12 protein-coding genes and 1 pseudogene are annotated in these 11,907 nt (G+C 64.3%); 5 read left to right on the forward strand and 8 right to left on the reverse strand.

The features are described 5' to 3' along the window. Entirely contained in the window at positions 1-828 is an 828-nt protein-coding gene (locus BM136_RS04010) for an isocitrate lyase/PEP mutase family protein (protein ID WP_092970461.1), read from the forward strand. Between the two features lie 29 nt (positions 829-857). Further along, positions 858-2,071: pseudogene (locus BM136_RS04015) on the forward strand (MFS transporter). Position 2,072: 1 nt separating this feature from the next. Here BM136_RS04015 and BM136_RS04020 read toward each other — a convergent pair. Further along, positions 2,073-2,975, reverse strand: coding sequence for a LysR family transcriptional regulator (locus BM136_RS04020; RefSeq protein ID WP_092970463.1), 903 nt, complete (start codon positions 2,973-2,975; stop codon positions 2,073-2,075). A 109-nt stretch (positions 2,976-3,084) separates the two neighbouring features. On the opposite strand from BM136_RS04020, the gene BM136_RS04025 reads away from it, so the two are divergent. Beyond that, positions 3,085-3,966 carry an MBL fold metallo-hydrolase gene (locus BM136_RS04025; RefSeq protein ID WP_092970465.1) on the forward strand — a complete coding sequence of 294 codons (882 nt, stop codon included), beginning with the start codon at positions 3,085-3,087 and terminating at the stop codon, positions 3,964-3,966. A 25-nt stretch (positions 3,967-3,991) separates the two neighbouring features. Then, entirely contained in the window at positions 3,992-4,693 is a 702-nt protein-coding gene (locus tag BM136_RS04030; protein WP_092970467.1) for a DsbA family protein, read from the forward strand. Positions 4,694-4,702: 9 nt separating this feature from the next. Here BM136_RS04030 and thpR read toward each other — a convergent pair whose 3' ends face one another. The 3 genes from thpR to pcaH form a co-directional block, all read right to left on the reverse strand. Continuing rightward, the gene (gene thpR, locus BM136_RS04035; protein WP_092970469.1) at positions 4,703-5,287 is read right to left on the reverse strand and encodes an RNA 2',3'-cyclic phosphodiesterase; all 585 of its coding nucleotides are present in this window, start codon (positions 5,285-5,287) and stop codon (positions 4,703-4,705) included. A gap of 145 nt (positions 5,288-5,432) precedes the next feature. Next, the gene (gene pcaG / locus BM136_RS04040; protein ID WP_092970471.1) at positions 5,433-6,128 is read right to left on the reverse strand and encodes a protocatechuate 3,4-dioxygenase subunit alpha; all 696 of its coding nucleotides are present in this window, start codon (positions 6,126-6,128) and stop codon (positions 5,433-5,435) included. Further along, the gene (gene pcaH / locus BM136_RS04045; RefSeq protein WP_092970473.1) at positions 6,128-6,877 is read right to left on the reverse strand and encodes a protocatechuate 3,4-dioxygenase subunit beta; all 750 of its coding nucleotides are present in this window, start codon (positions 6,875-6,877) and stop codon (positions 6,128-6,130) included. Before pcaH ends, pcaG begins: the two co-directional genes overlap by 1 nt. Before the next feature lie 103 nt (positions 6,878-6,980). On the opposite strand from pcaH, the gene pcaQ reads away from it, so the two are divergent. Beyond that, positions 6,981-7,925 (forward strand): pca operon transcription factor PcaQ, encoded by a 945-nt coding sequence (gene pcaQ, locus BM136_RS04050; RefSeq protein ID WP_092970475.1) that lies wholly within the window; start codon positions 6,981-6,983, stop codon positions 7,923-7,925. Between the two features lie 63 nt (positions 7,926-7,988). On the opposite strand, the gene BM136_RS04055 is transcribed toward pcaQ, so the two are convergent. From BM136_RS04055 to BM136_RS25325, 4 genes are all read right to left on the reverse strand, one after another. Then, entirely contained in the window at positions 7,989-9,377 is a 1,389-nt protein-coding gene (locus BM136_RS04055; protein ID WP_092970477.1) for an L-cystine transporter, read from the reverse strand. 294 nt (positions 9,378-9,671) lie between these two features. Then, positions 9,672-10,727 carry a porin gene (locus BM136_RS04060; protein WP_092970478.1) on the reverse strand — a complete coding sequence of 352 codons (1,056 nt, stop codon included), beginning with the start codon at positions 10,725-10,727 and terminating at the stop codon, positions 9,672-9,674. A gap of 48 nt (positions 10,728-10,775) precedes the next feature. Then, on the reverse strand, positions 10,776-11,120 hold the full coding sequence (locus tag BM136_RS04065; RefSeq protein WP_092970480.1) for an L-rhamnose mutarotase: 345 nt from the start codon (positions 11,118-11,120) through the stop codon (positions 10,776-10,778). Between the two features lie 7 nt (positions 11,121-11,127). After that, a complete protein-coding gene (locus BM136_RS25325) occupies positions 11,128-11,904 on the reverse strand; it encodes an SDR family oxidoreductase (RefSeq protein ID WP_175537071.1) in 777 nt (258 codons plus the stop codon). Between the last annotated feature and the right edge of the window lie 3 nt (positions 11,905-11,907).

Here is an 11,907-nt window from a genome sequence, read left to right on the forward strand (position 1 = left end):
ATGCCGACCCAGATCGAAAAAGCTCACGCCTTCCGCGCGCTGCACGAGCGCAGCGGCACCTTCGTGATCCCCAACCCGTGGGACCCGGGCTCGGCCCGGCTGCTGGCATCGCTTGGCTTTGAAGCATTGACCAGCACCAGCGCAGGCTTCGCGTTCTCGCGCGGGCTGCCTGACTATGGCGTCGGCCGTGACACTATCCTCGCGCACGTGACCGACCTCGCTGCCGCCACGGATGTGCCCTTGGCTGCCGATCTGGAGAACGGTTTTGGCGATGCGCCGGAAACGGTGGCAGAGACGATCCGCCTGGCGGGCGCCACCGGCATCGTCGGCGGATCGATTGAAGACGCCACGGGCCGCGCAGATGCGCCGATCTATTCGCTGGAGGCATCGGTGGAACGCGTGCGTGCCGCGGTGGAGGCTGCGCGCGCGTTGCCGTTTCCGTTCACGCTCACCGCGCGCGCCGAAAACCACCTGCACGGCCGCAACGACCTGGCCGACACGATCCGCCGCCTGCAAGCCTTCCAGGATGCCGGCGCCGACGTGCTCTACGCCCCGGGCCTGAAAACGCGCGACGAGATCGCCACCGTGCTGCGCGAGATCGATCGTCCGCTCAATGTGCTGATGGGTTTTGCCGACGGCAACCTGAGCGTGGCGGAACTGACGGAATTGGGCGTCAAGCGCATCAGCGTGGGTGCCACGCTTGCACGCGTGGCCATGGGCGCGTTCCAGCGGGCGGCGGAAGAACTGCGCACCACCGGCACGTTCAACTTTGCGCGCGATGCCGCCAGCGGGGCCAAGCTCAACAGCCTCTTTGCGCCGTTCGCCTGACGCCCGCCGCAAAGCGAAAGCAACGAACCATGGCACCCTCCCCAACCGACGCCCAACCGCCCGGCGGCCTGCGCCAGATTCCCGCCGGCATCTGGGTGCTCGGCTGCGTCAGCCTGCTGATGGACATCGCTTCCGAGATGATCCACAGCCTGCTGCCGCTGTTCATGGTGTCGGTGCTGGGGGCAAGCGCCTTGTCGGTCGGCCTGATCGAGGGCCTGGGTGAGTCGACCGCGCTCATCGTCAAGATCTTCTCCGGTACGCTGAGCGACTACCTCGGCAGGCGCAAGGGCTTGGCGGTCTTCGGCTATGCGCTGGGCGCGCTGTCCAAACCGTTGTTCGCCGTGGCCCCCACGGCGGGCATTGTGCTGACGGCGCGCCTGCTGGACCGCGTCGGCAAGGGCATCCGCGGTGCGCCGCGCGATGCGCTGGTCGCCGACATTGCCCCACCTGCGCTGCGCGGCGCGGCCTTCGGGCTGCGGCAGGCGCTCGATACCGTGGGCGCGTTTCTGGGGCCGCTTCTGGCCGTCGGGCTGATGCTGCTGTGGGCCGATGATTTTCGCGCCGTGTTCTGGGTGGCCGTGGTGCCTGGGCTGTTATCCGTAGCGCTGCTGATGTTTGGCCTGCGCGAGCCCGAGACCCGCAACGGCGCCCGCCGCAACAACCCGATCCGCCGCGACAACCTCCAGCGATTAGATAGCGCGTACTGGTGGGTGGTGATGATCGGCGCGGTCTTCACACTCGCACGCTTCTCCGAAGCCTTCCTGGTCCTGCGTGCACAGCAAGGCGGCATTCCTCTCGCGTTGGTGCCGTTGGTCATGGTGGCGATGAACGTGGTCTATGCGCTGGCGGCGTATCCGTTCGGCAAGCTCTCAGACCGCATGAGCCATACAAAGCTCCTGGCGCTCGGACTGGTGGTATTGATTGCCGCCGATGTGGTGTTGGGCGTGTCTGCCCATTGGAGCGTCGTCATCGTGGGCGTGGCGTTGTGGGGCGTGCATATGGGCATCACGCAAGGTTTGCTGGCAACCATGGTCGCCGATACTGCACCGGCCGATTTGCGCGGCACCGCTTACGGCATGTTCAACCTGGTGAGCGGGCTGGCGATGTTGGCTGCCAGCGTTCTGGCGGGCTTGTTGTGGGACAGCTCGGCGCAGCCGCAACGTTCCACGCGGGAGCGGTGTTCTGCGTGCTGGCGTTGGGACTGCTGGCGATACGAAGGAAGTCTTCCGGGCCGATCACGTGACTTACGTGATGTTCGGCTGCACCTTGAACCAGTCCACCAGAAAATCGAGCATCGCCCGCAGCGCTACCGGCATCTGCCTGCGCGAGCTGTACACCCCATGAATACCCAGCGCCTGGGGCGCGTGCTCAGGCAACAGGCGCACGAGTTGCCCGCTGGCGATCAGCGGCGCGGCAGCAAACACGGGCTGCAACGCAATGCCCGCGCCCTCTCGTGCCGCTGTCAGCAACACCATCGATTCATTCGCACTCAGATTGCCGCCCACGGGCACGTCGGACGGGGCGCCTGTCTTCGCGTCCGTGAACTTCCACAGGCTTTTGCCGAAGTACGAATATGTCAGGCAGTTGTGAACGGCCAGGTCTTCCACGCGCCGCGGTGTGCCGTGCGCGGCCAGGTACGACGGTGCCGCCACCACGACGGATTCGCACACGCCCAGCGGCCGCGCAATCAGGTTCGGGTCGAGGTCGTTGGTAATACGCACCGCCAGGTCGATGCGCTCTTCCACAAGGTTGATGGTGCGGTTGTCGACCACCAGATCGACCGCCGTTTGCGGATAGCGCCGCAGGTAGGCAGTCACCGCCGCGCTCAAGGTCTGCTGCGCCAGGGATTGCGCGCAGGCAATGCGCAGGAGCCCGCGCGGCATATCGGCTTCGGGGCCATCCGCCACGGCCATCTGTGAAGCGATTTCCAGCATCTGGCGGCAGCGCGCGAGAGTCGCTTCACCGGCCGGCGTCAGGCCGATGCGGCGCGTGGTTCGATGCAGCAGCCGGGCGCCGGACCACGCCTCCATCTGCGCCAGATAACGCGTGACCATCGCCCGCGACATGTCGAGCCCTTCTGCGGCGGCGCTCAGGCTGCCGCGATCGACGATCGCCACAAACACTTCGGCCGACGTGATGCGATCCATATTTGATCGATTGGAGAAACAAATATGCGCATCTTAGGTGGTTTTTTGATCGAATCAAGCAACCTACAGTAGCGGCATCGCACTCACCACATCCAACTGGAGAAACTCGATGCCCCTGCTCCGCACCCCGCTTGCCGCCGCCCTCGCCACCACCAGCCTGATTGCCCACGCTGCCGCACCGGCGCCGCTGCACGTTGAGGTCTACAACCCTGGCGACAAGGGCATCTTCCCCGTGTCGTCGGAAATCATCACCGGTGCACACGACGCCATCCTGATCGACGCGCAATTCCAGCGCAGCGACGCGCAAGCGCTCGTGCAGAAACTCAAGGCCAGCGGCAAGACGCTCACCACCGTCTACATCAGCCATAGCGATCCGGATTATTACTTCGGACTGGATGTCATCCGCACGGCATTCCCGAAAGCGAAAATCGTGGCCACGCCGCAGACGGTGGCTGCCATCAAGGCATCGATGAACGGCAAGCTGGCCTACTGGGGCCCGATCCTGAAAGACAGTGCGCCCAAGACGCTCGTGCTGCCCGTGGCGCTGCACGCCGACCGCCTGACGCTGGAGGGCCGCGCCATCGAGATCAAAGGCCTGAACGGCCCGAATCCGGCACGCACGTATCTGTGGATTCCCTCAATCAAGACCGTGGCCGGCGGCGTGGTCGTCTTCAATGGCGATCATGTATGGGTGGCCGACACGCAGACGCGCGAATCGCGCCTGGGCTGGCTGCAGACGCTCGACAGCATCACGGCGCTTCAACCGATGACGGTGGTGCCGGGCCACTTCACCGGGGCGATGCCCAAAGGGCTGGAGGCGGTGCGCTTTACGGCGGATTACCTGAAGACCTTCGAGGTACAGGCCGCCAAGGCCGACAATTCGGCAGAGCTGGTCAAGGCGATGAAGACCGCGTATCCGACGCTGGCCGGCGATGCATCGCTGGACTTGAGCGCCAAGGTCATCAAGGGCGAAATGAAGTGGCCGCAGTAAATCGGCCGGTCACCTGGAAAACAACATGACGACGCTGCATTACATCTACGACCCGCTGTGCGGCTGGTGCTACGGCGCCGCGCCGCTCGTGCAAGCCGCGCGAAACGTGCCGGGCTTGTCGATCACCTGCCACGGCGGCGGCATGCTCGCCGGCCCGAACCGCCGCGCGGTAACGCCTCAGTGGCGCGACTACGTGATGCCGCACGACCACCGCATTGCAGAGTTGACTGGCCAGCCCTTTGGCGAGCCCTACTTTGAAGGCCTGCTGCGCGACACCACGGCGGTGATGGATTCGGAGCCGCCCATTACTGCCGTGCTCGCCGCGCAAGCGCTGGGCGGCCGCGGGCTGGACATGCTCCACCGCGTCCAACGTGCGCATTACGAAGAAGGCCGACGCATTGCCGACGTGCCTGTATTACGCGAGTTGGCTGCGGAGATCGGCTTATCGCCCGAAGCATTCGATGCGGAATTCGCGCAGCAAACCGGCGGCCCGACGCAGAAGCACATCGCACAAAGCCGGCAGTGGCTCGATCGTGTTGGCGGTCAGGGTTTTCCGACGTTTGCGCTGGAAGATGCGGAAGGCCAGCTCGGCATCATCGATATCGGCCCGTGGCTTGGTAACCCGGAACACTGGGCACAAGCGCTAACCCAACACATCGGCGCGCCTGCCCAGGCCCCGAAGATCGAAGCTGATGGCCCCGTCTGCGGGCCGGACGGCTGCGCGTAAGGACGGTGCTCAGCCCTTGAGCTGCCAGCGGGCAAGTTCGTCGTAGCGCGTCTTGCCCAGCCAGCTATGGATGAGAACGAACTCGCGCACCGTCCAGGTAATGGGCTCGACCGCCTTCGGCGCAAAGCCTCCGCGGTCATACAGCAGCGTGATGTGCGGCTTGAATGTCCCGCGCGGCACCGGCACGGCGGCATGCTGGAGCGCTTCGCCTAGCGCCGCCTGAAACGCCATCAAACCGGCTACACCTTCATCGCCCAAGAGAACGAACGGCCGATGATCGCGCCGGCCATGAAAGCTCACCACCTGGTTGAAGGTGGCATCGAATGCCGGCAAGGCCAGACTGTCCGCCGCTGCGCGCACACGCACCACGACATCCTCAGGCGGCAGATGAACGAAATCGCCCAGATGATGCAGCGTGACATGCAGACGCTCCGTACGCAGTGCCTTGCCTTTGAAACCCACCACCGGCCGCAATTGTTCGATCAGGCGCGCAATGCGCCCTGCAGTTTCGACGTCAGGCTTGACCGCCAGAAACAGGCGATGCGCGGGCAATTGCGGGGTGGCTTCGAATCCGGGAAGGGTCAGCTGGGTCACGGCAGGGTCGTCAAACGCCGGTTGGCGATTTACCCATTATCGACGCCCGCATGACGTCTCGCTGAAAGTCCTGCTGACTGAATCAAAAACAACGCCCGGCGGTGACAACCTGCCGGGCGTTGTTTTTGCAGATGTGATGCAGCGATCAGATATCGAAGAACACGGTCTCGGCGCCGCCATCGGGCGTGTCTTGCAGGCGCACGTCGAAGGTGTAGGCCACCTCGCCGTTACGCTCGCTGCGCTGGGCAATCAGCGTCTTGCGGCGCACTTCCCACTCGATGCCGTTCAGCACAGGGTCCGCACCGTTGGCCGCGGCCTCATCGCTGAAGTACACGCGGGTATGCAGGCCGAGGTTGATGCCGCGTGCAAACAGGATCATGCAGATGTGCGGTGCCTGCGTCGACCCGCTGCGGCCGGCCACCGCGCCCGGCTTGATGGTGTCGAAACGATAGACGCCCGTATCGAAATCCGCGCCGGCGCGGCCCCAGCCACGGAATGCCGGGTCGACGGCTTTGTCCTGCCGGTCAGCGGGATGCGCATATTTGCCGTCGGCGTTGGCTTGCCAGATCTCGATCAGCACATCGCGCACGAGCGAGCCCGAGCCATCGTAGACACGGCCTTCCAGCGCGATGCGTTCGCCGCGCGTGGCGGGCGTGGTCAGTACGCTGCCGAATTCCTTGTCGTAGATGTCGAAACCGGCTTGGCGCGGTGCAAGGCCGATGTGCACGTACGGGCCGCCCGTCTGCGAAGCGGTTTCGTTCAAATGTGCGAATGGCGGCGTTGTCGTCATGGCCGTTGCCTGGGCACGTTCGAGCGATTCACGCAATGTGGTCGTGGTCATCACTTGGCTCCTTGCAGGGCGGGCACGGCGTTCTCGAAATGCGTGGCACGGCGGCCACGCAGCGTAATGTCGAAGCGATAGCAACGGCTATCGAGCGGCACGTGGTTTGCCGTGTCGTGCAGCGCGATCAGGCCTCGCACCTGCTCTTCGCTCGGGATGGTCTTGATGATGGGACACTGCGAGATCATCGGGTCGCCCTCGAAGTACATCTGCGTGATCAGGCGCTGGGCCCAGCCATCGCCGGAGAGCGAGTAATGGATGTGCGACGGGCGCCAATCGTTGATGCGGTTACGCCACGGATACGGGCCAGGCTTGATGGTGCGATAGACGTAGTAGCCATTGGCATCCGTCAGCATGCGGCCGCAACCGCCAAAGTTCGGGTCGATCGGCGCGATGTACTGGTCTTTCTTGTGGCGGTAGCGGCCGCCGGCGTTAGCCTGCCACACCTCCACCAGCGCGTTCGGCACAGGGCGTCCGAACTCGTCGCGCACGTAGCCGTGGACGATGATGCGCTCGCCGATCGGCAAGCCTTCCTTGGCGTAGTTGAGGATGAGGTCGTTGTCGAGTGCGCCGAGATCGTCGGCATGGAACACCGGTGCGGTCGTTTCCGACAGCGTGTTGAGCGTGGAGATGAGCGCGTTGCGCGGCGAGCGCAGCACGCTGGTCTTGTAGCCGGGGGTCAGTGCAGGCGGATGCTGCGCGGTGTCACGCTGGGCGAATTCGCCGGTGCCGGAAAGCGGCAGGGTCATGGGGGCGTCTCCTTATGAAACTTATGAAATCGTGGGAAGACTGTATCGCCGCCAAAAAGTGAAGTAAATTGACTTCTCGTCGGAAAATCGATAACCCCAAGTTATGGAAAGAGTCTTCTCGGCCGACCTGCCATCCCGCATCCGGTTTCGCCATCTGAGCTGCTTTGTCGCCATCGCGCAGGAGCGCAACCTGCGGCGTGCCGCCGAGCGGCTGCATTTGAGCCAGCCGGCGGTATCGAAAACGCTGGGCGAACTGGAAGCGCTGGCCGGCGTGCAACTCGTGGAGCGTGGCCGGCAAGGCGCACGGCTCACCGCGGCCGGCGAGCAATTCCTGCGGCATGCAGTCGGCGTGACGCAGGCGCTGGAATCGGCCACAGCGGCGCTGATGGGATCGACGGACGCTTCCGCGCCGGTCGTACATGTGGGCGCCCTGCCGACGGTGGCCAGCAGCCTGCTGCCCCAGGCAATTGTCCATTTGCACGCGCAGCGCCCGCATGCCGGCGTGCGGTTGCGTACCGGCACCAATGTCGAGCTGCTGACCGCGCTCAAGGCCGGCGAACTCGATTTCATCGTCGGGCGCATGGCCGAGCCGGATCGCATGCAGGGGCTGTCGTTCGAGTTGCTGTATGCCGAGCCGCTGGCGCTGGTCGTGCGCTCTGGGCATCCGCTGCTGACGCAGCCGGGTGCATCCGCCTCGCTGCAGGCGGTGCTGGATTACCCGTTGGTGATCGCCACGCCGGGCACGGTGCCGCGCCATCACACCGAAGCGCTGTTCCAGACGCACGGGCTGCGCTTGCCGGCGGGCGTGACGGAAACGCTCTCGGTGTCCGTCGCACGGTTGCTGGCGTGCCGATCCGATGCTGTGTGGATCACCCCCGAGCGCGCGGCGGGCGACGACCTGATGCATGGTCAACTCGCCCGGCTGGACATCGTCACGTCGGGCACCAAGGAACCCGTCGGCCTGCTGCGCAGAAGCGCCGCCACGCCCAGCGAACTGGCCAGCGCGTTCATGGAACTGCTGACGGAGCTGGCACAGACGCCTGACTGAGCCGCCTCGCCCTCAAAAAAAATGCCGACCCCATGGCCGGCATTTTTTATTTCGGTGCGCAGATCAGCGGTGTGCCATCTCCACGTCATCGGCAGCGTCGAAGACACTGCGATCGGTCTGCCCCAGCAACTGGCTGGTGATCGTCCCGGCGGTCATCGAGCCGTTGACGTTGAGCGCGGTACGGCCCATGTCGATCAGCGGTTCGATGGAGATCAGCAGTGCCACGAGCGTCACCGGCAAGCCCATCGCCGGCAGCACGATCAACGCTGCAAACGTGGCGCCGCCGCCCACACCCGCCACGCCCACCGAACTGAGGGTGACGACCGCCACGAGCGTTGCAATCCACACAGGATCGAACGGGTTGATGCCCACGGTGGGCGCCACCATCACTGCCAGCATGGCGGGATACAGACCAGCACAGCCGTTCTGGCCAATGGTCGTGCCAAACGATGCGGCGAAGCTGGCGATCGACTCCGGCACGCCGATGCGCCGCGTCTGCGCCTCGATGCTCAACGGAATGGTGGCCGCACTCGACCGGCTCGTGAACGCGAACGACAGCGCCGGCCAGACCTTACGGAAGAAGCGAAGCGGATTGATGCCGTTGAGCGTGAGTAGCACGGCATGCACGCCGAACATGATCGCCAGGCCCAGGTAAGACGCCACGACGAAACCGCCGAGCTTGATGATGTCCTGCACGTTGGACACGGCCACCACGTTCGTCATGAGCGCCAGCACGCCGTAAGGGGTCAGGCGAATGACGAGCCGCACGAGCTTCATCACCCAGGCCTGCGCGGTGTCAATGGCGGTCAGCACGCGCTCGCCCTTCACCGCATCATCCTTGAGCAGATTCAACGCGGCCACGCCGAGGAACGCCGCAAAGATCACCACGCCGATGATGGACGTCGGCTTGGCACCGGTCAGCTCGGCAAACGGGTTCTTCGGAATGAAGGACTGCACCAGCTGCGGCACCGACAGGTCGGCCACCTTGCCGACGTAGTTGTCCTGGATGGCTGTCAGCCGCGCGGTTTCCTGGGCGCCTTGCACCAGTCCCTCGGCTGTCAGCCCAAACAGGTGGGTGACGAACACCCCGACCAGCGCGGAGATCAGCGTCGTAAGCAGCAGCGTGCCGATCGTCAGCACGCTGATCTTGCCCAGCGACGCCGTGCTGTTGAGCTTGGCCACCGAGTTCAGCACAGAGACCAGCACGAGCGGCATGACGATCATTTGCAGCAGCTGGATATAGCCGCCGCCAACGATGCTGAACCAGGAGATCGACTGCTTGAGCGTCGCGTTGTCCTCCCCATAGATCAGGTGCAGCGCCAGCCCGAACACGATGCCCAGCACCATGCCCAGCAGCACACGCTTGGCCAGGCTCCAGCTCGCGTTCACGCGACCCAGAGCGAACAGGAGGACGACGAAAGTCGCGATATTCAATAAGAGCGGGAGATTCATGGCGTTTGTGTCGCAAGCTGCGGTCGAAATCGAGTCGGCATCTTACGCCGGTTGCACAAAGGTTGCCCGAGCACGGACCGCGTCACAAATGCCGGCCAATCTGCCGCCAAGCTAGCAACGGCGTGGCTCTGTTGCCAGATCGTGTTCGTGCGCCGTGACGAAGAACGCGCCTATATCAGTGCTCGCCGCACAGCATTTCCCGGCGCGAAAGTGGCTTTCCGAGAAGAAAAAAAACCCGCACAAGTGCGGGCTGACAAGGAGCCGAGCGATCAGGAGGTCACGCTCAGTCAGAAGTTAGAACGAGTGAACGATACCGGTGTAGGCACCCAGTTGGTTCTTACCCGGCGCCGGGTTGTTGTTGGTCGCCTCCACCGAGAAATTGGCGGTGGCGCTGTTCTGCACGGTGCCCACGCTCGCGTACAGCATCGTGCGCTTGGACAGGTTGTAGTTGGCACCCGCCATGAACAGATTGGCGTTGCCGCCGCCGTGGTTGACGTTGACGCGGTACGCCGCGCCGATCAGCGTCAGCGCCGGCGTAACTTCGTAGTTGATGCCCAGCCAGTAATGATTGGCCTTGGTCGGGGCACCGGCAGCCGCATCCGGTGCCGACAGGTTTTCATACGCAGCAAACAGCTTCGCCTTGCCGATGGTGTACGTACCGCCGATCGTCGCTTCCTTCGAGAAATTGAAGATGTCGCTGAACTTGCCGTTGCCGTCGCGGATCACGTCGTAGATCGCGCGCACTTCCAGCGGGCCGGCCGTGTAGACAGCGGATACGCCATCGCGGCGGCTGTTCGTGAAGGAGCCAGGCTGCTCGCCCAGGCCGGTCTGCAGGCCGATCTGGAAGCCGCCCCAGGTGGGGCTTTGATATTCGACGATGTTGTTCGCGCCCGGCCAGTTGCGCCCGCGCACCAGCGTGGCCGAGCCGATGAACTGTTGGCCCGTCGGGTCCAGGAACCAGACGTCGTTGCTGATGAAGAGGTTCTTGCCGGCCGTCAACGTGCCCCAGGTCGGGCTGGACAGGCCGACGTACGAACGGCGGTTGAAGAGCGCATCGCCGTTGGTTTTGCCCTGGGCCGCGCCAAAGCCGGACTCCAGCCGGAAGACCGCCTGCAGGCCACCGCCCAGATCCTCCTTGCCCATGAACCCGAACATGCTCGTGCCCCACTGGTTGTCGGCGGCGCGCCAGAGGCTGCCGCCTGGCGAGGTCGCGGTGGGGGCGACGTTGTTCTGGTAGTCGATGCCGCTGGCGACGCGGCCGTACAGCGTGACGTTGGTTTGTGCATGCGCGGCGCCAGCGGCCGCGCACACGATTGCCGCGCACAGCGGCCAAGTTACTCGTTTCTTCATTGTCTTCTCCTCTCTCTGGTGTCATGCCGGCCACGGCCGGAATTGCTTCTACTGCGGTTGCTGCTGCAAATCGAAAATGCGGCTCATCGGTATCCACTTCTGCCCCGCGGGCGTCCAGGGGGTGGGCGCCTGAAACTGCCACATCAGCGCTTCCCATTCGCGGATCTTCGGGTCCGTGTCGGTGGCAAGCGCCATGCGCTCGGCGTCGTAGATGGCGTCGTCGGTCTCCATGAGCATCACCATGCGGGTGCCCAGTCGATAGATCTCCATGCCCGTCACACCGTGCTCGCGCAGGTGGCGGGCGACTTCTGGCCAGATGCGTTGATGGTGGGCTTCGTACGTGGCGATGAGCGCCGCGTCGTCTTTCAGATCCAGAGCAAGGCAGTAGCGCATGGCAGCCTCACGTCAGGGCGCGGTCGAGGTGCGTGTAGCCACCGTCGACAAACACCCACTGGCCCGTCGTGTGCGAGGCCTGTGCAGAGAGCAGGAAGACCGTGGTACTGGCAATCTCGTCGGCGGTGGTCATGCGCTGGCCGAGCGGAATCTTCGATGTAATCGCGGCGAGCTTGGCGTCGGGGTTGTCGAACGTGGCGATCCAGCGTTCATACAGCGGCGTCAGCACCTCGGCCGGAATGACCGCATTGACACGCACGCCATCCGGCGCCAGCGATGCCGCCCATTCCCGAGTGAGCGACAGCTGTGCACCCTTCGCGGCGGTGTACCCGCTCGTATTGCCTTGCCCCGTCAACGCCGTTTTCGACGAGATATTGACGATGGCCCCTCGGCTCGCTTTCAGGTGCGGCAGGCACAGATGTGCCATGACGTAGTAATGGATCAGGTTTTTCTCAAGCGAGCGCACGAAGGCGTCGCGGCCCGCATCCAACCCCACGCTGTCGTTGATGCCGGCGTTGTTGACGAGGCCATCGATATGTCCGAACTCGCGCACGGTTTCGTCCACCATGCCGCGGCAATCGACCTCATCTTCCAGGTCGAACTGGAAGAAACGTGCCTTCGGCTGGCGACGCATTAGCTCGGCCTCGAACGCAGGCGCCATCGGGCTCTTGCCACAGACGACGGGAATGGCCCCTTCGGCCGCCAGTTGCAGCGAGATGGCTGCGCCAATGCCAGCTGCGCCGCCCGTGACGATTACGACTTTGTCTTGCAGATGCAAATCCATGGT

This window comes from Ralstonia sp. NFACC01, from assembly GCF_900115545.1.
In the GTDB taxonomy this organism is placed as follows: Bacteria; Pseudomonadota; Gammaproteobacteria; order Burkholderiales; family Burkholderiaceae; genus Ralstonia; species Ralstonia mojiangensis.

What these genes read in the sequence shown, in the direction of transcription:
- pcaG (WP_092970471.1), bottom strand. Translation starts at nt 6,128, where the DNA reads ATGACCACGACCACATTGCGTGAATCGCTCGAACGTGCCCAGGCAACG.
- pcaQ (WP_092970475.1), top strand. Translation starts at nt 6,981, where the DNA reads ATGGAAAGAGTCTTCTCGGCCGACCTGCCATCCCGCATCCGGTTTCGC.
- BM136_RS04065 (WP_092970480.1), bottom strand. Translation starts at nt 11,120, where the DNA reads ATGCGCTACTGCCTTGCTCTGGATCTGAAAGACGACGCGGCGCTCATC.
- BM136_RS25325 (WP_175537071.1), bottom strand. Translation starts at nt 11,904, where the DNA reads ATGGATTTGCATCTGCAAGACAAAGTCGTAATCGTCACGGGCGGCGCA.
- BM136_RS04030 (WP_092970467.1), top strand. Translation starts at nt 3,992, where the DNA reads ATGACGACGCTGCATTACATCTACGACCCGCTGTGCGGCTGGTGCTAC.
- pcaH (WP_092970473.1), bottom strand. Translation starts at nt 6,877, where the DNA reads ATGACCCTGCCGCTTTCCGGCACCGGCGAATTCGCCCAGCGTGACACC.
- BM136_RS04055 (WP_092970477.1), bottom strand. Translation starts at nt 9,377, where the DNA reads ATGAATCTCCCGCTCTTATTGAATATCGCGACTTTCGTCGTCCTCCTG.
- BM136_RS04010 (WP_092970461.1), top strand. Translation starts at nt 1, where the DNA reads ATGCCGACCCAGATCGAAAAAGCTCACGCCTTCCGCGCGCTGCACGAG.
- BM136_RS04020 (WP_092970463.1), bottom strand. Translation starts at nt 2,975, where the DNA reads ATGGATCGCATCACGTCGGCCGAAGTGTTTGTGGCGATCGTCGATCGC.
- BM136_RS04025 (WP_092970465.1), top strand. Translation starts at nt 3,085, where the DNA reads ATGCCCCTGCTCCGCACCCCGCTTGCCGCCGCCCTCGCCACCACCAGC.
- BM136_RS04060 (WP_092970478.1), bottom strand. Translation starts at nt 10,727, where the DNA reads ATGAAGAAACGAGTAACTTGGCCGCTGTGCGCGGCAATCGTGTGCGCG.